The organism is Plantactinospora sp. CNZ321 (genome assembly GCF_004217235.1).
In genome coordinates this window covers 6729250-6753187 of sequence record NZ_SHKQ01000001.1, presented here as the reverse complement: position 1 = coordinate 6753187, position 23938 = coordinate 6729250, and the positions used below count along the sequence as shown (strand labels likewise).

The following is a 23938-nucleotide window of genomic DNA, read 5'->3' as shown; positions in this document are numbered from 1 at the left end:
CGCCGGTGCCTCCCGAACCGTCCCCGCACACCCTGGACCGGTTGGTCGCCCGGGCCCGCGCGCTGGCGTCGACCGGTCCGCGCAGGCTGCTCGGCATCACCGGCGCGCCGGCGGCCGGAAAGTCGACCCTGGCCGGACTGCTGGTAACGGCGCTCGGCGGCGTCGCCGAACTGGTGCCGATGGACGGCTTCCACCTGGCCGAGGCCGAACTGCGCCGGCTCGGCCGGCACGCCCGCAAGGGCGCGCCCGACACCTTCGACGCGGCCGGCTTCGTCGCGCTGTTGCGCCGGCTGCGGGCCGGCACCGAAACGGTGTACGCGCCCGAGTTCCGGCGGGAACTGGAGGAGCCGATCGCCGGGGCGATCCCGGTCCCGCCGTCGGTGCCGCTGGTGGTGGTGGAGGGCAACTACCTGCTGGTGCCGGACCCGCCCTGGGGCGAGGTACGTGACCTCCTCGACGAGGTGTGGTTCCTCGACCTCGACGAGACCGAACGGCTGCACCGGCTGACCGAGCGACACCTCGCGTTCGGCCGGGAGCCGCTGGAGGCGGCGGCCCGGGCCCGGGGCACCGACCAGCGCAACGCGGAACTGATCGCCGGCACGATCGATCGGGCCGATCTCGTCGTCCGGATCGCACCGTCCAATCCGGCGTGACGTAGCGCCTCCGATCCGGCCGGTTGCCGTAGGGTCCGGTTTGCTCACTGCCCATCGGCCGATACCACTACCCGCCGGGGTGATGGCGAAGCGCATCGAGGACTGGTAGACCGATCGGCGAGGCTGTTTCGACCAGTGGCGCCGGCGACGATCGGCAGCAGCGACGATCGGCAGGAGAGCCGTGTCAGTTCGGAAACTGTTGGCCGGGTACGCCGGGGCGAACGCCGCGCTGATGGTCGGTTTCTTCGCCCTGCCGGTGCCGCGCCCCGTGGTGACCGCCGCGTTCGGGCTGGCCAGCATGGCGGCCGTGGCCGTCGGAGTCCGCCGGTACCGGCCGGAGCGGGCGTACGCCTGGTGGCTCTTCGTCGCCGCCCTCGGGGTGTTCGCCGCCGGCGACACCGTCTACCTGCTCGCCGCGAACCTGCCGCTCGGCGACTCCCCGGCCAGCTCCGGGCTCGTCTCGGACCTCTTCTACCTGGTGATGGTGCCGTTCGTCGGTGCCGGGCTGCTCGGGCTGACCCGCTCCAGCACCGGGGCCCGGGACCGGTCCGGACTCCTCGACTTCCTGATCTTCACCACCGCCGGTGCCTTCCTGCTCTGGGTACTGGTGATCCGCCCCTACCTGGTCGGTCCGGGACCGACCACGTTCGAGCAGTCGGTGCTGGCCGCGTACGCCCTGCTCGACGTGCTGCTGCTGGCCACCGCCGTACGGGTGGCGGTGACCTCGCGGGGCAGCGTCGCCGGGCTGTTGCTGGCCGCGGGGGCGGCCGGGATGCTCCTCTCGGACCTCGGCTACGGCGCCGCGCTGCTGCGCGGCGACTGGCGGCCGGGCGGCCCGATCGAGCTGGGTTGGCTCGGCTTCTACATCGGCTGGGGCGCCGCCGCGCTGCACCCGTCGATGGCGACGCTGACCGAGCCGGCCGCGCCACCGGACAGCGAGATCGACAAGGCCCGGCTGGTCCTGCTGGGTGCCGCCGCGACCCTCGCCCCGGCGGTGCTGCTGTTCGAGGTGGTCAACGGTGACGTCCGGGACGGCGCGGTGATCGCCGTGGTCGGCGGGGTGATCTTCGCCCTGGTGCTGACCCGGCTCGGCGACGCGGTGGACGGGCACCGGCAGGCGGTGGCCCGGGAGCGGAGCCTGCGGCAGTCCGGCGCCGAACTGGTGGCCGCGACCGGCCCCGCCGAGGTACGCCGGGCGGTACGGACCGCGGTGGCCCGGCTGGTTCCCCGGCAGTCCGCGCACCGGATGGTCTTCACGATCAACCACACCGACGGGGTGCCGGCGGCCACCACCAGCATCTGGGGCCCGGGGATGGCCACCCCGGCACCCTTCTACCCGGCCCCGACCCCCGCCGCGGCCCGGCGCAGCCGGCTGCTGCGGGTCCGGACCCTGCAACCCGCGCTGGCCGAGCAGCTGCGCGGCTTCGAGACCGTGGCGCTCTGCCCGCTGGTCGGCGACGGCCGGGGCGACGGTGCGGCGCGCGGCGCTCCCCGGGTCGGTGTGCTGCTGGTGGCCGCCGACAGCCGGCTGCTGCCGACGCTGCGGGACTCGCTGGAAGTGCTGGCGGCACAGGCGGCGATGGCGCTGGAGCGGATCAGCCTGGCTCAGGAGATCAACCGCCGGGACAGCGAGGCGTACTTCCGCAGCCTGGTGCAGAACGCCGCGGACGTGATCCTGATCGTCGGCGACGACCGGCGGGTCCGGTACGCCAGCCCGTCGATCCGAACCGTGCTCGGAGTCGAGCCGGCCGACTGCACCGACCTGGACACCGTGCTCTCCTCCGAGGACCAGCTACCGGTCCCCGGGCTGCTCGACACGGCACTCGCCGAAGCGGACCGCCGAGGGGTCGGCTGGAGCGTACGCCGACCCGACGGGCAGCGGGTGCAGCTCGAAGTGACCTGCCGGGACCTGCGCGGGGACCGGACCGTCCGCGGCTTCGTGCTGACGCTGCGGGACATCACCGAACGGGTCCGCCTGGAGCAGGAGCTGTCCCACCGGTCGGTGCACGACTCGCTGACCGGGCTGGCCAACCGCGCCTCCTACCAGGACCAGGTGTACGAGGCGGTGGAGAAGGCCCGGGACGGTGACCGTACCGTGGGGACGCTCTCCATCGACCTCGACGAGTTCACCGCGGTCAACGACACCCACGGGCACGCGATCGGCGACGCACTGCTGATCGCCGCCGGGCAGCGGCTGCGGGAGATCGTCGGACCGAACGACCTGGTGGCCCGGCTCGGCGGCGACGAGTTCGCCGTGCTGATCCCGGACGCGGTCGACCCGGAGCAGGTCGAGCAGGTGGCCGACCAGCTGGTCCGGGCGCTCGCCGAACCGCTCGGGGTCGGCGACACCGTGGTCAACGGCTCGGTCAGCGTCGGGGTGGCCACCACGGCCGACGCCACCGACGCGGGTGAGCTGCTGCAACGCGCCGACCTGGCACTCTATGTCGCCAAGGGGGCCGGCAAAGGGCGCTGGTGCCGCTATCAGTCCGAGCTGCACACCGCGATCGTGGAGCGGCTGGAACTGCGGGCCGCGCTGACCGAGGCGGTGCAGAAGCTCAGCTTCTCGGTCGACTACCAGCCGATCGTCGACATGCGGACCGGGGTGGTGGTCGGCTTCGAGGCGCTGGCCCGGTGGCACCATCCGGCCCGGGGCCCGGTGCCGCCCGAGCTGTTCATCGGGCTGGCCGAGGAGACCGGGCTGATCGAGCCGATCGGGGACTACGTGCTGCGCCAGGCGACCGGTGCGGTGGCCCGGTGGCGCGCGGAGCGGGGCGAGACGGCTGCGCCGTACGTCAGCATCAACGTCTCGGCCCGGCAGCTGCGTACGCCGGGCTTCGTCGGCACGGTACGCGCGGCGCTGGCCGCCGCCGACGTACCGCCGGACGGGGTGATGCTGGAGATCACCGAGAGCCTGCTGCTCCGGGACCAGGAGCCGGTCTGGGCCGAGCTGGCCGAGCTGCGTGCCCTCGGGCTGCGGGTCGCCATCGACGATTTCGGCACCGGGTTTTCCTCGTTGAGCTATCTCCAGCAGATGCCGGCGGACGTGCTCAAGATCGACCGTTCGTTCACCGAGACCGTGGCGTCGTCGCGGCGGCAGCGGCTGCTGGTCGAGGGGATCATCCGGTTGGCCGGCACCCTCGGCCTGGACATCATCGCCGAGGGGGTGGAGACGGAGGCGGTCCGGACCATCCTGCTCGACATGGGCTGCGCATCCGGGCAGGGCTACCTCTTCGCCCGACCGTTGCCGGACTACGACGTGCTGCGCTGGCTCGGCGACGCGGTCGCCCCCGGCGCGCTGCCGAAACCGCACCCGTCCGCCGAGTGACGCTCCGTTCAGTCGTTGGTGTGCAGGGCGGCGTTCAGCTCGATGCCCCGGCCGGTACGCGGCTTCGCCTCCAGCGCGCCGGTCACCGAGTTGCGCCAGAACAGCAGCCCGTCGACCCCGGACAGCTCGCGGGCCTTGACCACTCGGCCGTCCGGCAGGGTCACCTTCGAGCCGGCCGTGATGTAGCAGCCCGCCTCGACCACGCAGTCGTCACCGAGCGAGATCCCGATCCCGGCGTTGGCGCCGAGCAGGCTTCGCTCGCCGATCCGGACCTTCTCCTTGCCGCCGCCGGAGAGGGTACCCATGATCGAGGCGCCGGCGCCGATGTCGGAGCCGTCCCCGACCACCACCCCGGCGACGATCCGGCCCTCCACCATCGAGGCGCCCAGCGTGCCGGCGTTGAAGTTGCAGAAGCCCTCGTGCATGACCGTGGTGCCGCTGGCAAGGTGCGCGCCGAGGCGCACCCGGTCGGCGTCGGCGATCCGGACCCCGGACGGGACGACGTAGTCGGTCATCCGGGGGAACTTGTCCACCCCGTAGACCGCCAGGTGCCGGCCGGCGCCCCGCTCCAGCACCCGCAGCTCGTCGACCCGCTCCGGCGGGCACGGGCCGGCCGAGGTCCAGGCGACGTTGGCCAGCACCCCGAAGATGCCGTCGAGGTTCAGCTCGTTGGGCCGGACCAGGCGGTGGGAGAGGAGGTGCAACCGGAGGTACGCGTCGGCGGCGTCCTTGATCGGGTCGGCCAGCGAGCCGATCTCGGTGACGACCACGGCGGTACGCAGCCCCGGCAGCGCCCGCTCGCCGATCGCGCCCGGCGGCAGGTCGAGCACGTCGCCGTCCTCGCCCGCGACCAGTGGCGACGGGCCCAGGCCGAGCTTGCCGGTCGGATACCACGTGTCGAGCACCTGGTCTCCGGCGAGCGTGGCCACTCCGATCCCCCAGGCGGGCTGTGCGGTCGTCACCGGGTCTACCTCTCCGTCATCCGTCTGGGACCTCGGCTCGGCCGTGCGTGTGGAACGTCATTCCCGAGCCTCGGACGCATCCCGCCGATACGACCCTGACGGTACCGTCTCCCACCATGGAGAACCCGCTCACCCCCGAGGTGTTGGCCGATCCGGTGGCGTTGACCCGGACCCTGGTCGACATCGAGTCCGTCTCGCGCAACGAGAAGGAGATCGCGGACTGCGTCGAGGAGGTGCTCCGGAACGTCCCGCACCTGACCGTGGCGCGACACAGCAACACGATCATGGCCCGTACGGAGCTGGGCCGGGCCCAGCGGGTGGTGCTGGCCGGGCACCTGGACACGGTGCCGTTGAACAACAACTTCCCGTCCAGCGTGCAGGGCGACCTGATCTACGGCTGCGGCACCTCCGACATGAAGTCCGGGGTGGCGTACGCGCTGCACCTGGCGGTGAGCGTGCCCGAGCCCCGGTACGACGTGACCTACTTCTTCTACGAGGCGGAGGAGATCGAGTCCCGCTACAACGGGCTGACCCTGGTCGCGCAGGCACACCCTGAGTGGCTGGCGGCCGACTTCGCGGTGCTGCTGGAGCCGACGCACGGGGTGGTCGAGGCGGGTTGCCAGGGCACCATGCGGGCGGTCGTCAGCGCGATCGGCCGGCGGGCGCACTCGGCCCGATCCTGGAACGGGGTGAACGCGATCCACGGCATCGGCGAGGCGATCAACCGGCTGGCGGCGTACCAGGCCCGCATGGTGACCATCGACGGCTGCGTGTACCGCGAGGGGATGAACGCGGTGCGGATCAGCGGCGGGGTGGCCGGGAACGTGGTACCGGACCTCTGCGAGATGGAGGTGAACTACCGGTTCGCCCCGGACCGGACGGCCGAGGAGGCGGAGGCGCACGTACGCGAGATCTTCGACGGCTACCAGGTCCGGGTGACGGACTCGGCGCCGGGTGCGCTGCCGGGGCTGACCGCGGCACCGGCCCGGGAGTTCCTGGCGGCGGTCGGGGCGGACCCGATCGGGAAGCTCGGCTGGACGGACGTGTCGCGGTTCGCCGCGCTGGGCATCCCGGCGCTCAACTTCGGGCCGGGCGATCCCAATCTGGCGCACGCCCCGCACGAGCACGTCGAGATCGGCAAGATCCGGGACGGCGCGGCGACCCTGCACCGCTGGCTCGCCTCGCACTGAGTCCCGCGCCTCGCGGGTCGTCCGCCTCGCGGGACGTCCGCAACGCGTCGACGTCGGTGTCCGGTGCCGGCTGGCGGTGGCCCCTGTGCCGCCGGCCGGCACCGGCTTCCCCGTGATACTCGGTCGGCGGACTACCCGTCGACGTGCTGCTGCGTACGCGATTCCTGCTCCGCCCCCGGGTCGTCCACGGCGCCGACCGGCGCGGCGTTGCGCGCCATCCGGCGCTCCGCAACCACCGCCAGGATCCGGCGCTGCATCTGTCGTCGAAGTCGGATGATCTCCCCGCTGGTCATCACCGTTGCCCCCCGAAGATTGCGCGGCCGTGGTGTGGGCGCCGCGCGTTCCCCTCTGTGATTGGTAAGACGTCCGCCAGCCCCGTGGTTGCACCGGCGCCGGAGTTTGTCCTGCGCCGTACCGGATCACGCCACCCCGGTCGTCGTCCACCGGATTACGGTGTACCCCATGAACCACAGCGAGGGGCGAAACGGCGGCCGGGGTCGCGGACCGGAACGGCATCGGGGTGCGGTCACCCTGCGCCGCGAGGCCATCCCGATGAGTACGGCGGACCAGCGGCTGCTCGACTCCCGCAGCCGGGCAGACTGGAAGACCAAGGACGCCTGGCGGGCGCTGCGCATCCTCTCCGAGTTCGTGGAGGGCTTCGACACCCTGGCCGACCTGCCTCCGGCGGTCAGCGTCTTCGGCTCGGCCCGCAGCAAGCCGGACAGCCCGGAGTGTGTGCTGGCCGAGGAGCTGGGCGCGGCACTCGCCGCCGCCGGCTACGCGGTGATCACCGGGGGCGGGCCGGGTGTGATGGAGGCCGCCAACCGGGGCGCCTCGGCGGCGGGCGGGCTGTCGGTCGGGCTCGGCATCGAACTGCCGTTCGAGCAGGGCATCAACGACTGGGTCGACCTCGCGATCGACTTCCGGTACTTCTTCGCCCGCAAGACCATGTTCGTCAAGTACGCCCAGGCGTTCGTGGTGCTGCCCGGCGGCTTCGGCACCCTGGACGAGCTGTTCGAGGCGCTGACCCTGGTGCAGACCGGCAAGGTGACCCGGTTCCCGGTGGTCCTGATGGGTACGGCGTACTGGAGCAAGTTGCTCGACTGGCTCCGGGACACCCTCGCCGCCGACGGGAAGATCGGCCCGGCCGACCTCGAACTGATCATCCTCACCGACGACGTGAACGCGGCCGTCCGGCACATCGTGGAGGCGGACACGGCGCTCGCCGCCGAGCAGGAGGCGCTCCAGGAGAGCGCGATAGCCCAGGCCGAGGCGGCCCAGCAGTCGGCCTCCCGGGCACGCGACACCCGCTGAGCCGGCGATCTGCACTGGCTGACCTCCGGCTAGTGCGCCTCCGATCACGGGCCTGCACCGGACGCGGGCTATCTGGCAGGAGCGCCGGGTCGACTCTCGCCTAGCGGGTGCCGGCTCTCGCCTTCGTGTAGGCCTTGGTCTTGCCGAAGAAGAGGATGCCGGCGCAGACGAGGACGAGGAGCAGAAGCACGACGTCGTTGGCCAACGAAGCACCGTTCAGGATCGAGACGTCGGTGGAGGTGGCGTCCCCGCCCTCGTTGAACGCGCCCCGACCCGCCACCAGGGTGAAACCGGCGCCGATGGCGGCACCGATGTTCACCACGGCGAAGCCGAGGCAGGTGAGGGCGAGGAGGACCCGTGCCCAGTTGAGGCCGAGGAACGTCAGTACGGAGAGCCCGAGTGCCACGACGACGCCCAGCACGCTTCCGACGAGCCGCCCGGTCGTGAACGTGGGCAGGAGGCGGTCCATGTCGCCGTTGCCCAGGAACATCACGGTCAGGACCCGCCGATCCAGGTACCAGTCGACGAACGTCAGCAGGCTGCCCAACAGAACGAGGGCGAGTACGAGGTAGAGCGCCGTCGGCCGGGCCGGCGGCTGCGCCACTCCAGGTGGTGATGCCGGCGGTTGCGCCACCCCGGGTGGTGGTGCCGGCGGTTGCCCGGGGGTGGGCGACAGCGGGTACGCGGTGATCGGGGCCTGTGCCGGCGGTTGACCAGGGCCGGATGCCTGGAACCCAGGTGGGGTAGGGGGGGTGTACAAGGAGTCCTCCGAGGGATGTGTCGACCTGCTCAAGGGTGCGACGACAGCGCTCGGCAAGGTCCGACCCAGCAGCGGCGCCGGTGGAGCGTCTGCCGCTTGGGGAGCGATCAGGGCTGTCCGGCGCTCGGACGTCAGGCACCCGGTTCGGCCGACATCCTCTCAAACTCTCACCGCGGCAACCAGGAGGCCGCCGGTCACGACGGCCGGGCTGCCACCTCGCGGACGAAGCTGCGCCAGGCGGCGGGGGTGAAGGCGAGGGTGGCCTCGTCGCGGTGTTTGCTGTCCCGGACGAGCACCCGGCCGGGCAGGTTGTCGGCCACCTCGACACAGTCGCCACCGTTGGAACTGCTGCGGGTGCTGGTGCGCCACCGGGCGCCGGTCAGGTCAACCATTCTCGTGCCCTCAGGAGTGCGATCGACTGGTCGCGCGGCAGCGCCACCGACCTCACAGTGTCCCAGGTGCGCCAGAGCGCGGCAACGTCGCTGGTCATCCGCCCCTCCGCCTGGTCGTCCAGATAGGCGACGTCGGGTCGGTCGTCCAGGCTGGCGATGACGAACGCCCCGGCCTGGCCGGGATGCAGGCCGGCGCGGAGCGGCAACACGTGCACCATCACGAACGGGCGCTGGGCCATCTCGACCAGGTGGTCGAGCTGCGGGCGCATGATCTCCGGGTCGCCCCGGCGCAACGCCGCCTCGTCCACCACGAAGACGGCCAGCGGTGGCTTGGGCCGGTCGAAGACCGCCGCCTGGCGTTTGAGCCGGGCCGCCACGTGCAGGTCGAGTTCGTCGCCGCCGAGCGGTCCGCTGCCGAGCACCGCGCGGGCGTACGCCTCGGTCTGGAGCAGGCCCGGCAGCACCGACGCCTGGAACGACCGCAGCGAGGTGGCCTCCCGTTCGAGGTCGGCCCATGGGCGGAACCATTCGAGTTCCCGCCGCCGGAGGACGTCCGGCCAGAGTTCGCCGACGTCCCGGCCGAGCAGCTCGGCCACTGCCGTCCGGTGGCGCGGCTGGGGGATCCGGCCGGGCGTCAACCACCGCCCAGAACTGCGGATAACCGGGCCGAGCGATGAATCCGCCGCTCGCGCGCCGTCGGCCACACGTGCCGACCCGGCCGAGGTACCTCTGCCGCACCTGCGCCGCCCCCTGGCCGTGTCAACCGGCCCGGCTGAACCTGCTGCACGCCTACCGGGGGGCCCGGGCGAAACTCCTGGTCCACCTCACCGGGCACCTGCATCGGGCGCTGTGCGACCTCCTCGCCACCTCACCCAACCTCGACCCGGTGGCCGTCTGCGTACGCTTCGTCGGCTGGGTGCCGGGCCCGCAGGCCGAGCGCGATCCAGCCGGTCAACGTGGATGACCGACAGGGGGCGGAGGTGTCTGCGAGTGACGTGGCGGCTCTAGGCGACCTTCATCTGCTCGTCGCCGAAGTCGGCGATGAGCTTGAGCGTCCCGCCAAGGGCAGCCACGTAGCGGCTGAGTACCTCTTGGGTGGAGAAGTCGCCGCTCTCGATCTGTGACACACGGGCGACTGAGACTCCCATCCGGATCGCTACCTGTTCCTGGGTCAGTCCTCGTCGTTTGCGCATGTCGGCCAGGCGCCAGCCGCGTGCCTCGTCAAGCATCCGACCCAGGCTGGCCGCAAAGGCTTCGGGACCGCCTGCCGTCTCGACTGCGCGCTCCAGATGACCAGACTCACGCCAGCGTCGAACCTCGCTCATCGTCCGCTCTCCTCTTCGCGCTCCTTGAGGTACGTCGCGTACAACTCCTCGGCTTCAGGAATTGCTTTCTGGTACCACCGTTTCCACTGCCCTGCCTTGTCACCGGCTACGAGTAGGATCGCTGACCGCCACGGGTCAAGCACAAACAGGATTCTGACTTCCGTACGGCCAGTGGACGGCGGACGCAACTCCTTCAAGTTGGCGATCCGCGATGCAGACACGGTATCCACGAGTGGACGTCCCTCCGCTGGGCCGTTCCGCTCCAAGACGAGGATGGCCTGGTTGACGAGGCGGTGGCTGTTCCGATCCGATTCGTAGAGATCATCGAGGAACCTCTCGACCTGTGCAGTCATCAAGATCTCCCACTCCACGTCTTTGCCCTCTCGATGGTGGACGAGTTAAGAATATCCTAAAGTCCTCATCCGATTCTCGCGGTCCCTGAACGCTCCGTCGAGCGGGCTGTGCCCCGACTCCGCCGGTACCCGCCGGTGCGATCGGCGCGCGGCGCCGGGCGTACCTGCGGAGGGTCCGTCGGGGCGGCGTGGTGTGATGGGCGGCGTGCAGGCGTACCGGCTGGTTCGTCGGCCGGCCGAGGCCGGGCCGGCGCGACACGACGACCCCGGGCAGCGGGAGGTGGTCGGACACACCGACGGTCCGCTGCTGGTCCTCGGTGGACCGGGTACCGGTAAGACCAGCACCCTGGTCGAGGCGGTGGTGGCCCGGGTCGCCGAGGGCGTCGACCCGGAACGCATCCTGGTGTTCGCGTTCAGTCGCCGCTCGGCCACCGCGCTGCGGCACCGGATCGAGGCCCGGATCGCCGAGGACAGCAACCGGGTAGTGCACGAGCCGCTGGTCCGGACCTTCCCGGCGTACGCCTTCGGGCTGCTGCGCAGGTCGGCGGCGGATCGCGGCGAGCCGTCCCCGCGACTGCTCACCGGTCCCGAGCAGGATCTGATCATCCGGGAACTGCTCGGGGTGATCGGCGGCGAGGAGACCGAGCCGGAGAGCGGGGACGAACTCGACGACCCGGTCGGCTGGCCGGCGGAGCTGCGGCCGGCCCTGCGTACCCGGGCCTTCGCCGAACAGCTCCGCGACCTGCTGATGCGGGCCGCCGAGCGGGGCGTCGGCCCGGTCGAGCTGGCCCGGCTCGGCGAGAAGCTCGGCCGGGCCGACTGGCCGGCCGCCGCCCGGTTCCTCCGGCAGTACGTGGCGGTGCTCGCGCTGCGCGACGTCACCACCCGGGGCTCGGTCGCCTACGATCCCGCCGAACTGGTCCGGGCCGCCTCCGGCCTGCTCACCGACGATCCCGACCTGCTCGACGCCGAACGGGCCCGGCTGGCGTACGTCTACGTCGACGAGCTGGCCGACACCGACCCGGCCCAGGTGGACCTGCTGCACCTGGTGGCCGGCGGTGGCAAGCCACTGGTGGCGTTCGCCGACCCGGACTCGTCCACGTACGCCTTCCGGGGCGCCGACCCGGAGATCGTGCACAGCTTCCCGCACCGGTTCCGTACCGTCTCCGGGGCGGTGGCCCGGACGCTGGTGCTGCACACGTCGTACCGGAGCGGTCCGGAGCTGCTGGCCGCGACCCGGCGGCTGGCGCGGCGGCTGCGCGGGCCGGTGGCCCATCGTGACCTGCACCCGGTGCCGGACGCCGAGCCGGGGACGGTCCAGATCCGCACCTTCCGCTCCGGCACCAGCGAGGCGGCCTACCTGGCGCACGCGCTGCGCTCCGCGCATCTGCTCGACGGGGTGCCCTGGTCGCGGATGGCGGTGCTGCTCCGCTCCACCACGCTGCAACTTCCGCCGTTGCAGCGCGCGCTGCACACCGTCGGGGTGCCGACCGTGGTGCACGCCGAGGACCTGCCGCTGCACCTGCAACCGGCGGTGGCCCCGTTCCTGCTGCTGCTGCGCTGCGCGCTCGAACCGGAGCGGCTGGACGAGGAGGCGGCGGTGACGCTGCTGCACTCGCCGCTCGGCGGCGCCGATCCGCTGGCCGAGCGGCGGCTCCGGCAGGGGCTGCGGGCGCTGGCACTGGCCGGCGGCGACCGGCGCCCCTCCGGGGACCTGCTGGTGGAGGCGTTGCGGGACCCGCGCGACCTGCTCACCATCGAGCGCCGCTGGGCGGCACCGGCCCAGGCGGTGGCGAACCTTCTGACCGCGGCCCGGGAGGCCGCCGCCGTGCCCGGGGCGACCGCCGAGGACGTGCTCTGGACGGTGTGGCGGGCCAGCGGGCTCGCCGAGCGCTGGTCCGGCGCGCTGGCCCGGGCCCGTACCGGCGCCGGGGCCCAGGACAGCGGGCTGCGCTGGCGGGTCGCCGCCGCCGACCGGGACCTGGACGCGATCGTCGTACTCTTCGACGCGGCGGCCCGGTTCGTCGACCGGCTGCCGGGGGCGCGTACCGAGGTCTTCCTCGACCACGTGCTCGGGCAGCAGTTGCCGGCGGACACCCTGGCGCCGAGTGCCGACCGGGGCGAGGCGGTACGCCTGCTCACCGCGCACGCGGCGAAAGGGCTGGAGTGGGACCTGGTCGCGGTCGCCGGGGTACAGGAGGGGATCTGGCCGGACCTGCGGCTGCGCGGCAGCCTGCTCGGCTCGGAGCGGCTGGTCGACCTGCTCGCCGGCCGGGGCGAGGGGGCCGGCGTCGCGGCAACACTGGTCGGGCAGAGTTCGGCGATGCTGGCCGAGGAGCGGCGGCTCTTCTACGTCGCCGCCACCCGGGCCCGGCGCAGGCTGCTGGTCAGCGCGGTCGCCTCGGCTGCGGTCGGGGTGGCCGACCACGAGGAGCAGCCGAGCCGCTTCCTCTACGAACTCGGCCCGACGGTCGACGCCGACGCCGACGCCGACGCCGACGCCGAGGTCGAGGTCGAGGTCGAGGTGTTGGGAGGGGGCCCTTCAGCTACCGAGAACGATAACGGGGGGCCCTTCCTTACAGCTGTGCTGCCGGTGGGGCGACCGCCGCGGGCGTTGACGCTGCCGGCGCTGGTCGCGGAGCTGCGTACCGCCGTCACCGACCCGGAGGCGTCACCGGCCAGGCGGCGCGCGGCGGCGGCGGAGCTGGCCCGGCTGGCCGTCGCCGGGGTGCCGGGCGCGCATCCCGACGACTGGTGGGGGCTGCGACCGCTCTCCGACGACCGGCCGCTGGTCGACGAGGGTGAGCCGGTCCGGGTCACCCCGTCCGGGATGGAGAGTGCGCTGCGGTGCAGCCTGCGCTGGCTGCTGGAACGGCACGGCGGGCGTGCGCCGGCCAGCTCCGCCCAGGGGGTGGGCAACCTGGTGCACGCCGCCGCGATGCTCGCCGAGGACGCCAGCGCCGACCGGGGCAAACTGCTGGAGTACGTGACGGCCCGGTTCGACGTGATCGAACTCGCCGCCCGGTGGATGGCCGGCACCGAACGGGCCCGCGCCGAGGTGATGGTGGACAAGCTGCTGCGCTGGCTGGCCGGCAACCCGCGCCGGCTGCTCGCCATCGAACACGAGTTCGCGGTGCGCCTCGACGACCCGAGGCGCCCGATCGAGCTGACCGGCCGGGTGGACCGGCTGGAGGTGGACGCCGAGGGCCGGCTCGTGGTGATCGACCTGAAGACCGGCAAGTCGACCGCGGTGACCGCCTCGGAGCTGGCCGAGCATCCGCAGCTCGGCGCGTACCAGGCGGCGGTGGAGGCGGGCGCCTTCGCCGACCTCGGTGCCGGGTCGGAGTCCGGCGGGGCGGCGCTGGTGCAGCTCGGCACGTCGGCGCAGGACGCCAGGGAGCAGGTCCAGCCGCCGGTCGCGGCCGAGGACTCGGGTAGCTGGGCCCGGGCGATGGTCCGGCGTACCGCCGACACGATGGCGGCGGCCACCTTCTCCGCCGTCGCCAACTCGAAGTGCCGGGTCTGCCCGGTGCGCAGCAGTTGCCCGATCTCCGGTCAGGGCCGGCAGGTCGTCGAGCCGCCCACCCGGCGCCGCCCGGACGCCGCCGTGCCGAAGCCGCCGGGCCAGCGCGGCGGCGGGGAGCGCCGGTGAGCCAGCCCTCCCTGTTCACCTCGACGCCGACCCAGCGGGTCGCCGACGCCGGACCGCGCTACACCCCGGTCGAGCTGGCCAAGCTGCTCAGGCTACCGGCGCCCACCCTGGAGCAGGCCGCGATCATCTCGGCGCCGGTCGAGCCGCTGCTGGTGGTCGCCGGGGCCGGTTCCGGCAAGACCGAGACGATGGCCGCCCGGGTGGTCTGGCTGGTCGCCAACGGGTACGTCGAACCCGGGCACGTCCTCGGCCTCACCTTCACCCGGAAGGCGGCCGGGGAACTCGGCACCCGGATCCGGACCCGGCTCGGCCAACTGGTGCGCCGGCTCGGCCGGAACAGCCGCAACAGCGACGACGACCCGTTCGGCGGCGAGCCGACCGTGGCGACGTACCACTCGTACGCGGCCCGGATCGTCACCGAGCACGGCCTGCGCGGCGGGTACGAGCCGTCGACCCGGCTGCTCACCGAGGCGTCCCGCTGGCAGATCGTCGACTCGATCGTGCGCAACCACGACGGGGACATGTCCGAGGTGGAGCGGCAGCCGAGCACCGTCACCGACGCCGTGCTGGCGCTCGCCGCCGACCTGGCCGAGCACCTGGTCACCCCGGACGACCTGGCCGCCTGGACGGGCCGGTTCTTCGCCGAGGTGCAGTCCCGACCCGGCCGGGTCTACGCCGACGTACGCCGGGCGCTGCACGTCCAGCAGCTCCGGCTGCGGCTGCTGCCGCTGGTCCGGGCGTACGCCCAGCGCAAGGACGACTTCGAGGCGATGGACTTCGGCGACCAGCTCGCCCGGGCGGCGCGGGTGGCCCGGGACCACCCGGAGGTGGGCGCCATCGAGCGCGGGCGCTACCGGGTGGTGCTGCTCGACGAGTACCAGGACACCAGCCACGCCCAGGTGGTGCTGCTCCGCTCCCTCTACGGCGGCGGCCACCCGGTCACCGCGGTCGGTGACCCGTGCCAGTCGATCTACGGCTGGCGGGGGGCCAGCGCCGGCACCCTGGACCGGTTCCCGACCGAGTTCGCCCAGCCCGACGGGACGCCGGCCCAGGTGCGGACCCTCAGCACCAGCTGGCGGAACCGCCCACAGATCCTGGACGTCGCCAACGGGCTCGCCGCGCCGCTGCGCGCGGCCGGGGCGCAGGTCGCCGAGCTGGCCGCCGCGTTCCGGGTCGACGAGGCGATCCCGGGCCGCACCGGACGGGGGTACGCCGGCGGCACGGTGCACTGTGCACTGCTCGACACGTACGCCGACGAGGCCGACTGGATCGCGGACAGCATCCTCGCCGCCTGGCGGGGCGCGGCCCGGATGCCGGACGCGCTGCCGGAGCAGATTCCGGTGCTGGCCCGGCCGACGACGGCTGTCCTGGTCCGGCTGCGCAGCCAGATCCCGGCGATCGAGGCGGCGCTGCGGGACCGGGGACTGCCGGTCGAGGTGGTCGGGCTCGGCGGACTGCTGGACACCCCCGAGGTCCGGGACGTGGTCTGCACCCTGCGGGTGCTCTCCGACCCGACCGACGGTGCCGCGCTGCTCCGGCTGCTGACCGGGGCACGCTGGCGGATCGGCCCGCGCGACCTGGTGGCCCTGCACCGCCGGGCCACCGCGATCGCCCGGGCCCGGCGGGAACTGCCCCGGTCCGACGACGACACCGAGCCGGAGATCGTCACCGACCGGCTGGACGAGGCGACGCTGGTCGAGGCGCTGGCGGACCTGGGGCCGGCGCAGGCGTACTCGGCGGAGGGCTATGCCCGGCTGCGGGCGTACGCCAAGGAACTCGGCCTGCTCCGGCACCGCCTGGACCAGCCGTTGCCGGACCTGCTCGCGGACGTCGAGCGGACCATCGGCCTCGACGTCGAGGTGGCGGTACGCGCCGGCAGCGACGGCCGGGGCGGCGACGCGGGCCTGGCCCGGGGGCACCTGGACGCGCTCGGCGACGTCGCCGCCCGGTTCGCCGGCGACTCGGCCGGTGCGCCGCTGCACGCCTTCCTGGCCTTCCTCGCCGCCGCCGAGGACGAGGAACGGGGACTCTCCCCGGGCGAGGTGGAGGTGGTGGAGGGAGCGGTGCAGGTCCTCACCGCGCACGCCGCCAAGGGCCTGGAGTGGGACGTCGTCTCGGTGGCCGGGCTGAGCCGGGGCGTCTGGCCGGGTACCGTCCGGGGCTCCGACCACTACCTGCGTGGCCTCGGGGTGCTGCCGTTCCCGCTGCGCGGCGACGCGGACGGGCTGCCCGAACTGGCCCTGGCCGACGCCGACGACCAGAAGGCGGTGGCCCGGGCGCTGACCACCTTCACCGACGACTGGCGGGCGCACGACGAGCGGGAGGAACGCCGACTGGCGTACGTGGCGGTGACCCGGCCGCGCCGGCTGCTGCTCTGCTCCGGCTACTGGTGGGGCGAGGGTACGAAGCGACCGCGCGGCCCGTCGACGTTCCTCTCCGAGGTGTACGAGTGGTGCCTGACCACGCCCGAGGCCGGCGAGAGCGGCTTCGTGGTCGACGCCTGGGCGGCCGAGCCGGCGGCGGACGCCAGCAACCCGACCACCGAGGTGGTGCTCCGGGCCGAGTGGCCGGCCGACCCGCTGGGCGCCCGCCGCCCGGCACTCGCCGAAGCCGCCGCCCTGGTCCGCCGCCTCATCGCCGAAGACGAAAGGAAGGGCCCCTTCTTATCGCTTTCGGTGGATGCGGGGGCCCTTCCTAACACCTCAGCCGAGGCGGAGGCGGCGGAGGCGGCGCCGGCGGAGGCGGCGCCGGCGGAGGCGGTGGCGGTGGAAGCGGTGGCGGTGGAGGCGGGTGACGCGTCGGCGGCGGAGGTGGTGGTCGAGCCGGACCCGGAGGCGGCGGCTGCTGCGGCGGCATGGCGGCGCGAGGCCGAACTGCTGCTCGCCGAGCGGGACATGCTGGCCCACCGCTCCGGACCGGTCGAGGTGGCGCTCCCCGGCCACCTGTCGGTCTCGCAACTGGTGGCGCTGCGCCGGGACCCGTCGGCGCTGGCCCGCGCGCTGCGCCGGCCGATGCCCCGGCGGCCCGAGCCGTACGCCCGGCGGGGCACCGCGTTCCATGCCTGGCTGGAGCAGCGGTACGGGATCAGTCGACTGCTCGACGTCGATGAGCTTCCCGGGGCAGCAGACTCGAATGCCGCGCCGGACGAGGCACTGGCCGAGTTGCAGGAGCGGTTCCTGGCCAGCGAGTGGGCCGAGCGCACACCGGTCGAGGTGGAGGTGCCGTTCGCCACGTCGATCGGCGGGCTGCTGGTCCGGGGCCGGATGGACGCCGTCTTCACCCTTCCCGGCGGCCGCTACGACGTGGTCGACTGGAAGACCGGCCGGCAGCCGACCGGGGTCGAGGCGGACGCCGCCGCGGTGCAGTTGGCGGCGTACCGGCTGGCCTGGGCGGAACTGGCGGGGGTACCGGTCGACCGGGTCCGGGCGGCCTTCCACTACGTACGGGACAACCTGACGGTACGTCCGGCGGACCTGCTCGATGCCGACGGCCTGGCCGCGCTGGTGGCGCAGGTGCCGGAGGCGGCGACGGGCGGTTGACGCCTCGCCGAGGCCGGGTCGCCCGATCCCTTGCCGGGATCTGCTGGGTCGGTCTGCCGGAATCTGCGCGGCCGGGCCGGTGGTGTGCTAACGTTGCGGCGTTGCAGTTTTGGTTCCCAGAGACTCTGTGTGCGCCTGCGGGATTGTGACCGTAGGCGCTCTTTGTTATGTCCGGAGTTCTCCGGGCGGGGCGACCAGAGCGACAGCCGCCCACCGGTTTGGTGGGCAACAAACCGGTCCGCAACAGGTGCGGACCGAACGTTCCGTCAGGAGACGAAACACATGGCAATTGGCACCGTGAAGTGGTTCAACGCCGACAAGGGCTTCGGCTTCATCACCCCGGACGGCGGCGGCGCCGACGTCTTCGCCCACTTCTCCGCGATCCAGAGCTCCGGCTACCGCAGCCTGGACGAGAACCAGCGGGTGGAGTTCGAGGTCACCCAGGGCCAGAAGGGCCCGCAGGCGGAGAACATCCGTCCGATCTGACCCAGCGCCCTCTGTGGCGTCAGCCCAGAGACGACGTTCGACCACCGCGCCCAGACCGGCGTGGTGACGCGGCCAGCCCGCGCCCGACGGCACGGGCTGGCTCCCGCGTGTTTCCCGGTCCGTGGCTGCGGTCACCGGGCGCACCGCCGCCGGTGGCCGAGCCGCCGGTGGTGGTCGCCGGTGACCTTCCTCGACACGTACCGCATCGAGGAAGGTCCATGATGACCCGTACCACCGTCCACTCTTTCGCCGACGTGTCGCTGGCCGCCGGACTGCACGCGGCGTTGACCGAGAACGGCATTCTCACCCCGTTCCCGATCCAGGCGGCCACGCTGCCCGACTCGCTGGCCGGCCGGGACGTACTCGGCCGGGGCCGTACCGGCTCCGGCAAGACGCTCGCGTTCGGCCTTCCCCTGCTCTCCCGTACCGCCGGGCGCCGGGCCCGGCCGGGCCGCCCCCTCGGGCTGGTCCTGGTCCCGACCCGGGAGCTGGCACAGCAGGTGACCACCGCCCTCGCCCCGTACGCCCGCACGCTGGGGCTGCGCTGCGCCACCGTGGTCGGTGGACTGTCGCTGAACCGGCAGGCGGCGGCGCTGCGGGCCGGCGCCGAGGTGGTGATCGCCACACCCGGGCGGCTCGCCGACCTGATCGACCGGGGCGACTGCCGGCTGAACGAGGTCACCATCACGGTGCTCGACGAGGCCGACCAGATGGCCGACATGGGCTTCCTCCCGCAGGTCACCGACCTGTTGCGTCAGGTCGCGCCGGGCGGGCAGCGGATGCTCTTCTCGGCCACCCTGGACCGTGGCGTCGACCGGCTGGTCCGCCGCTTCCTCACCGACCCGGTGTCGCACTCCGTCGACCCGACGACCGCCACCGTCACCGCGATGAGCCATCACGTCCTCCAGGTGGAGGCCGTGGACAAGACGACGGCGACGGCGCAGATCGCGGCCCGGGACGGCCGGGTCATCATGTTCGTCGGTACCAAGCACCGCGCCGACCGGCTGGCCCGGCAGTTGCTGACCCGGGGCGTACGGGCGGCCGCCCTGCACGGCGGCAAGTCGCAGCCGCAGCGGACCCGTACCCTGGAGCAGTTCAAGTCCGGCCAGGTGAACGCCCTGGTGGCGACGGACGTGGCGGCCCGGGGCATCCACGTCGACGGGCTCGACCTGGTGGTGAACGTCGATCCGCCGACCGACTCGAAGGACTACCTGCACCGGGGCGGCCGGACGGCCCGGGCGGGCGAGTCCGGCCGGGTGGTGACCCTGGTCCTACCCGAGCAGCGCCGTGAGGTGGCGCGACTCCTCGACGACGCCGGAATCAGGCCGGAGACCGTGGCGGTTCGCCCCGGTGACCCGGCACTGGTACGGCTCACCGGAGCGCGCTCCCCGTCCGGAGTCCCGGTTCCGGCGTCCACCGCCCGGCCGGCAGCCGCCTCGGCGGCCCGCACGACAGGCGTGCCCGCGGCCCGCACGGCAGCCCGTCCGGTACCCGCGTCCACGGCCCGGTCGGCACCGGCGGTCACGGCCTCGGCGGCGGTGTCGAAGCCTCCGGCCGGGACCGGCGGGGCCCGCCGGGCGGCGCGCTCGCGTCGGCTCCGCCGGGTCGGCTGAGCCCACCACCCTCCCCGACCTCTCCCTTCTCCCCGACCTCTCCAGGTCGGCTGAGCCCACCGCTTTCTCCCGACCTTCCCGTGTGGAAAGTCCGTGTCGTGACACGGTGTGATGCCGCGTCGACCCCCTGCTGACGTGTCCCGAGCGGGTGGCACGACCGGTGCTCCGATCGGTCAGGGCAACTATGCCCGCGAATACACCTGATCGGGTCCGATGGGTGACTGCGGGCTAACCATCGACCGGCCATCCTGTCCTGGGGAACCAGCGGCCACGGGGGTGGGTCGCGATGGGGGAGGTTGCGATGACCGTGCGTGTCGGTCAGGGCTCGACACATGAGTTGTTGGTGGTACTCGCGCTCGCGGCCAGCGGGCTGCTCCTCGCCACGCTCGTCGCGTTCACCCCGTGGTACGGCTTGGCCGCCGGAGCGTCCAAGGTCGAGGTGGTCGAGATGCACTCCCCGGTGGGGTCGTCCGGGAACGAGACCGGGATGACCGTCGCCGGGGACGGCTGACCGGAGGGACGCACCCGTGGGCGTCGACTGGCCGGAGGGCGTGCCCGCCGGGTCGGCTGGCCGGGCTGCCGGTGGTGTTGACTAGAAGCATGCCGGTTAACGTCCCGCGTGCGACCGACGGTACCGAGGCCCGGCCCGGAGCCGCGTGGGGGGCGGGTGCGGTCACCCGGATCGGCCTGCCCGCTCCGGCACCAGAGCAGCCCGAGCCGCCACCCGGCAACCGGAGCCGGGACCGTCGGCTGTGGTGGTTCGCCGGGGCGGCCGGCGGCGTACTGGTGATCGGCCTGGTGGTGGTGCTGGCGCTGACCGTCTCCGGCGGGGTCGACCCGCTGTGGAGCCGGCCGGAGGCACCGACCGACGTGCGGCCGCCACTGGCCCGGAAGTGCCCGCCGCCCGGCTCGTCGGGCCAGGCCACGCCGACGCCGGGGGGACCGGGATCGCCCGGGCCGGGAGCGCCGGAGCCCGATCCCGTCGTGCCACCGGCCGGACCGGGTCAGCCGTTGAACGGGGAGCGGACCGTCGACCCGGAGGCCGGCATCTCGTACGCCACCTACGGCGCGCCCTGGCAACCGTGGCGGACGGTGTGGAGCGCCGGGACGCTGGAGGTGCCGTACAAGGTAGGGCAGCACTTCGTCACCGAGCGGGAGTACGACGGCTTCAGCGACTACCACGCCTCGATCCTGTCGGCGGCGGTACCGGCGGCGGAGAACGACGCGCTCACGTTCGACCTGGAGTGCGTGGGCCGGCAGGTGACCGCCGACGTGCGGTCCGAGTACTACCCGCAGCCGAACCGGCTGGAGCCGATCCGGGACGGCCGGAGCACCCTGGGCGGGCGGCCGGCCTGGGTGTCGGTGTTCCGGCTGCACTTCAACCGGCCGCGGTTGCGGGCCACCGACGAGTTGGCCGCCGTCGCCTGCATCGACGTGGGACGGTCCACGGTCGCGGTCCTCTACATCTCCATACCCGGCACCCACCGGGAGTTGGACTGGGTGATCGAGCACGCCCTCGCCTCGGTCCGGCCCGTCTGAGGCAGCTTCGAGCCCGTCGGATCTTGCCCGAGCGGGATCGTGGGGTGGGCTGTGCGACGGCGGAGGTGTCGTCGTCGGGAGCCAGGGATCTCTGAGCGACGTCCTGACGGCTCGCGCCGGCACCCCGCGCCGCATGCGGGTACCCCGAGGGCTGCCACCGGCGGTGAGCGGACGCGCTAGGGTCGGTTCGTGGCGGCGGGAAGATCGAGAATTCCAGCGACGAAACATTCAATCGAGCGGTTCACCCTCGACAACGGCCTACGGGTGGTGCTGGCTCCGGATCGCAGCGCCCCGGTGGTCGGCGTGGCGGTCGTCTACGACGTGGGCATCCGGTCGGAGCCGGAGGGCCGGACGGGGTTCGCGCACCTCTTCGAGCACCTGATGTTCCAGGGCTCGGAGAACCTGGAGAAGCTGGCGCACTTCCGGCACATCCAGGGTGCCGGCGGGACCTTCAACGGCTCCACCCACCTGGACTACACCGACTACTGGGAGACGTTGCCGAGCAACGCGCTGGAGCGGGCGCTGTTCCTGGAGGCGGACCGGATGCGCGGGCCGCGGCTGACCGAGGAGAACCTCCGCAACCAGGTCGACGTGGTGAAGGAGGAGATCCGGGTCAACGTGCTGAACCGGCCGTACGGCGGCTTTCCCTGGCTGCGGCTGCCGCCGGTCATGTTCGACACGTTCCCCAACGCGCACGACGGCTACGGCTCCTTCGACGACCTGGAAAGTGCCAGCATCGCGGACGCGACCGACTTCTTCGACCGGTACTACGCCTGCGGAAACGCCGTACTGGCGGTCGGCGGTGACCTGGACGTGGCGGAGGCGACGGCCCTGATCGAGCGGCACTTCGCGGACGTACCGGCGCGGCCCGCGCCGGCCCGGCCCGACTTCGCCGAGCCGGACCTGACCGGGGAGCGGCGCCAGACGTACACCGACCGGCTGGCGCCGCTGCCGGCGGTGGCGGCGGCGTGGCGGGTGCCGGACCCGATCGGCGACTTCGCCGGCTATCTGCCGTACGTGGTACTGGCCGAGGTGCTCACCGACGGCGACGCGTCCCGGCTGGTGGAGCGGCTGGTGCTGCGGGACCGCTCGGTGACCAGCGTCGGCGGCTACCTCGGGCTGATGGGTGACCCGCTCGACGTACGGGACCCGACCGCCCTGGTGCTGCAGGCACACCTGCCGCCGGGCGGTGAGGTGGAGAAGGTGCTGCGGACCGTCGACGAGGAACTCGACCGGCTCGCCACCGACGGGCTGGCCACCGACGAGCTGGCCCGGACCCAGGCGCGGATGGCCACCCACCTGCTCCGGGAGACCGACGCGGTGCTCGGCCGCACGCTCCAGATGGCGGTGCTGGAGCAGCAACGGGGTGATCCTGGGCTGCTGGGCGAGCTGCCCCGACTGGTCGGCGAGGTCACCGAGGAGCAGGTGCGGGCGGCGGCCGCCACACTGCGTCCGCAGCGCCGGGCCGCCGTCGAGGTCGTTCCCGGTGGAGGTGTCAGGTGACCGTCCGTACGCTGCCCCCGCTCGGGCCGAACCGCAAGCTCAAGCTGCCCCGCGAGGTCGAGCAGACCCTGCCCAACGGGCTGACGGTGATCGTGCTGCGCCGGCCGGCGGTACCGCTGGTGGAGCTGCGGCTCTGGCTGCCGTTCGGCCGGGCCCACCTGGCCCGGGGACTGATGATGTCCCAGACGCTGCTCTCCGGCACCGCGACGATGACCTCGGTGCAGCTTGCCGCCGAGTTGCAGAAGGTCGGCGGCGGGCTCTCCGCCGGGGCGGACGCCGACCGGTTGATGATCTCCGGCACGGGCCTCTCGACCGGGCTGAACCGGATCCTGGAGCTGCTCGCCGAGGTGCTGACCGGGGCCAGCTACCCGAACGACGAGGTCGCCACCGAGCGGTCCCGGTTGATCGACGGGATCCGGATGGCGCAGAGCCAGCCGACCCACCTGGTCCGCAAGGCACTGCTGAAGCGGATGTACGGCCGGCACCCGTACGCGGTGCAGACCCCGGAGCCGGAGCAGGTCGAGGCGGTCCGGCCAGCGGCGTTGCGCAGCCTGCACGCCGCCCGGGTACGGCCGGCCGGGGCGATCCTGCTGCTGGTCGGCGACGTGCAGCCGGACAAGGCGCTGGACGCGGTGCAGCGGGCCCTCGGCGACTGGACCGGCGACGGCGCCCCGGGTGAACTGCCGCCGACCCCACCGCTGGAGGCGGGGCCGCTGCTGCTGATGGACCGGCCCGGGTCGGTGCAGTCGTCGGTCCGGCTGGCGCTGCCGGCGGTGCCCCGCACCCATCCGGACCACGCCGCGCTGCAACTGGCCAACCTGGTCTTCGGCGGCTACTTCTCCTCCCGCTGGGTGGAGAACATCCGCGAGGACAAGGGCTACACGTACGGCCCGCACTCGACGATCGAGCACTCGGTCGCGGGTTCCGCGCTGGTGGTCTCGGCCGAGGTCGCCACCGAGGTGACCGGGCCGGCCCTGCTGGAGACGATCTACGAGTTGGGTCGGCTGGCCTCGTTGCCGCCGAAGGAGGACGAGCTGGAGCAGGCCCGCCAGTACGCCCTCGGCACCCTCCAACTCGGCATCTCGACCCAGGCCGGGCTGGCGGCGGTGGCCAGCGCGTACGCCGGCTCCGGGCTGCGTCTGGAGTTCCTGGCCGAGCACGCTGCCCGGCTGGCGAAGGTGACCCGGGACGACGTGGCGGTGGCGGCGGCGAAGTACCTGGCTCCGGCCCGGGCGGTCACGGTGGCGCTCGGCGACGCCGGTGCGGTCGAGGCGCCGCTCGCGGTGCTGGGACCGGTCCGCACCGAGGCCGCCGGGCCGTGACCTCCGGTCC

The 23938-nt window shown here is 73.1% G+C and carries 19 protein-coding genes and 1 pseudogene; 13 read left to right on the top strand and 7 right to left on the bottom strand.

Annotated elements, in window-relative coordinates; translation table 11 throughout:
• Window positions 1–5: 5 nt before the first annotated feature.
• Both EV371_RS29245 and EV371_RS29240 read left to right on the top strand, forming a co-directional pair.
• Window positions 6–653 carry a nucleoside/nucleotide kinase family protein gene (locus EV371_RS29245; RefSeq protein WP_130464884.1) on the top strand — a complete coding sequence of 216 codons (648 nt, stop codon included), beginning with the start codon at window positions 6–8 and terminating at the stop codon, window positions 651–653.
• Between the two features lie 181 nt (window positions 654–834).
• Window positions 835–3978 carry a bifunctional diguanylate cyclase/phosphodiesterase gene (locus tag EV371_RS29240; protein ID WP_130464883.1) on the top strand — a complete coding sequence of 1048 codons (3144 nt, stop codon included), beginning with the start codon at window positions 835–837 and terminating at the stop codon, window positions 3976–3978.
• An 8-nt stretch (window positions 3979–3986) separates the two neighbouring features.
• On the opposite strand, the gene dapD is transcribed toward EV371_RS29240, so the two are convergent.
• Window positions 3987–4940: a 2,3,4,5-tetrahydropyridine-2,6-dicarboxylate N-succinyltransferase gene (dapD, locus tag EV371_RS29235; RefSeq protein WP_130464882.1), complete on the bottom strand. Its 954-nt coding sequence runs from the start codon at window positions 4938–4940 to the stop codon at window positions 3987–3989.
• 116 nt (window positions 4941–5056) lie between these two features.
• Between dapD and dapE the strand changes: the two genes are divergently transcribed.
• Window positions 5057–6130 (top strand): succinyl-diaminopimelate desuccinylase, encoded by a 1074-nt coding sequence (gene dapE, locus EV371_RS29230; RefSeq protein WP_130464881.1) that lies wholly within the window; start codon window positions 5057–5059, stop codon window positions 6128–6130.
• 131 nt (window positions 6131–6261) lie between these two features.
• On the opposite strand, the gene EV371_RS33605 is transcribed toward dapE, so the two are convergent.
• Window positions 6262–6423, bottom strand: a complete 162-nt coding sequence (locus tag EV371_RS33605; protein ID WP_165436865.1) for a hypothetical protein — start codon at window positions 6421–6423, stop codon at window positions 6262–6264.
• 169 nt (window positions 6424–6592) lie between these two features.
• Here EV371_RS33605 and EV371_RS29225 point away from each other — a divergent pair, with 169 nt between their 5' ends.
• Window positions 6593–7444: an LOG family protein gene (locus EV371_RS29225; RefSeq protein ID WP_130464880.1), complete on the top strand. Its 852-nt coding sequence runs from the start codon at window positions 6593–6595 to the stop codon at window positions 7442–7444.
• A gap of 100 nt (window positions 7445–7544) precedes the next feature.
• Here the strand turns inward: EV371_RS29225 and EV371_RS29220 are convergent, their stop codons facing one another.
• The 3 genes from EV371_RS29220 to EV371_RS29210 form a co-directional block, all read right to left on the bottom strand.
• Window positions 7545–8048 carry a hypothetical protein gene (locus EV371_RS29220; RefSeq protein ID WP_130464879.1) on the bottom strand — a complete coding sequence of 168 codons (504 nt, stop codon included), beginning with the start codon at window positions 8046–8048 and terminating at the stop codon, window positions 7545–7547.
• 350 nt (window positions 8049–8398) lie between these two features.
• Complete coding sequence (locus EV371_RS29215) at window positions 8399–8596, bottom strand: DUF397 domain-containing protein (protein WP_130464878.1); 198 nt, start codon at window positions 8594–8596, stop codon at window positions 8399–8401.
• Window positions 8584–9300 (bottom strand): DUF5753 domain-containing protein, encoded by a 717-nt coding sequence (locus tag EV371_RS29210; RefSeq protein WP_486484836.1) that lies wholly within the window; start codon window positions 9298–9300, stop codon window positions 8584–8586. The genes EV371_RS29215 and EV371_RS29210 overlap by 13 nt, the downstream gene beginning before the upstream one ends.
• Between EV371_RS29210 and EV371_RS29205 the strand changes: the two genes are divergently transcribed.
• A complete protein-coding gene (locus tag EV371_RS29205) occupies window positions 9270–9560 on the top strand; it encodes a hypothetical protein (protein ID WP_130464876.1) in 291 nt (96 codons plus the stop codon). The two genes, EV371_RS29210 and EV371_RS29205, sit on opposite strands and share 31 nt — an antisense overlap.
• 40 nt (window positions 9561–9600) lie before the next feature.
• Here the strand turns inward: EV371_RS29205 and EV371_RS29200 are convergent, their stop codons facing one another.
• Window positions 9601–9921 carry a helix-turn-helix domain-containing protein gene (locus EV371_RS29200; protein WP_130464875.1) on the bottom strand — a complete coding sequence of 107 codons (321 nt, stop codon included), beginning with the start codon at window positions 9919–9921 and terminating at the stop codon, window positions 9601–9603.
• Window positions 9918–10274: a type II toxin-antitoxin system RelE/ParE family toxin gene (locus EV371_RS29195; protein ID WP_130464874.1), complete on the bottom strand. Its 357-nt coding sequence runs from the start codon at window positions 10272–10274 to the stop codon at window positions 9918–9920. The genes EV371_RS29200 and EV371_RS29195 overlap by 4 nt, the downstream gene beginning before the upstream one ends.
• A 196-nt stretch (window positions 10275–10470) precedes the next feature.
• On the opposite strand from EV371_RS29195, the gene EV371_RS29190 reads away from it, so the two are divergent.
• The 8 genes and pseudogenes from EV371_RS29190 (at window position 10471) to EV371_RS29155 (ending at window position 23928) form a co-directional block, all read left to right on the top strand.
• A complete protein-coding gene (locus EV371_RS29190; RefSeq protein WP_130464873.1) occupies window positions 10471–13926 on the top strand; it encodes an ATP-dependent DNA helicase in 3456 nt (1151 codons plus the stop codon).
• The gene (locus EV371_RS29185; RefSeq protein WP_130464872.1) at window positions 13923–17465 is read left to right on the top strand and encodes an ATP-dependent DNA helicase; all 3543 of its coding nucleotides are present in this window, start codon (window positions 13923–13925) and stop codon (window positions 17463–17465) included. The genes EV371_RS29190 and EV371_RS29185 overlap by 4 nt, the downstream gene beginning before the upstream one ends.
• A gap of 282 nt (window positions 17466–17747) precedes the next feature.
• A complete protein-coding gene (cspE, locus tag EV371_RS29180) occupies window positions 17748–17951 on the top strand; it encodes a transcription antiterminator/RNA stability regulator CspE (protein ID WP_101369720.1) in 204 nt (67 codons plus the stop codon).
• A 218-nt stretch (window positions 17952–18169) separates the two neighbouring features.
• Window positions 18170–19676, top strand: a pseudogene (locus EV371_RS29175) (DEAD/DEAH box helicase).
• Window positions 19677–19865: 189 nt separating this feature from the next.
• The gene (locus EV371_RS29170) at window positions 19866–20075 is read left to right on the top strand and encodes a hypothetical protein (RefSeq protein ID WP_130464871.1); all 210 of its coding nucleotides are present in this window, start codon (window positions 19866–19868) and stop codon (window positions 20073–20075) included.
• 89 nt (window positions 20076–20164) lie between these two features.
• Window positions 20165–21103 carry a hypothetical protein gene (locus EV371_RS29165; protein ID WP_130464870.1) on the top strand — a complete coding sequence of 313 codons (939 nt, stop codon included), beginning with the start codon at window positions 20165–20167 and terminating at the stop codon, window positions 21101–21103.
• 189 nt (window positions 21104–21292) lie between these two features.
• Window positions 21293–22606 carry a M16 family metallopeptidase gene (locus EV371_RS29160; RefSeq protein WP_130464869.1) on the top strand — a complete coding sequence of 438 codons (1314 nt, stop codon included), beginning with the start codon at window positions 21293–21295 and terminating at the stop codon, window positions 22604–22606.
• Window positions 22603–23928, top strand: coding sequence for an insulinase family protein (locus EV371_RS29155; RefSeq protein ID WP_130464868.1), 1326 nt, complete (start codon window positions 22603–22605; stop codon window positions 23926–23928). Before EV371_RS29160 ends, EV371_RS29155 begins: the two co-directional genes overlap by 4 nt.
• Window positions 23929–23938 lie beyond the last annotated feature (10 nt).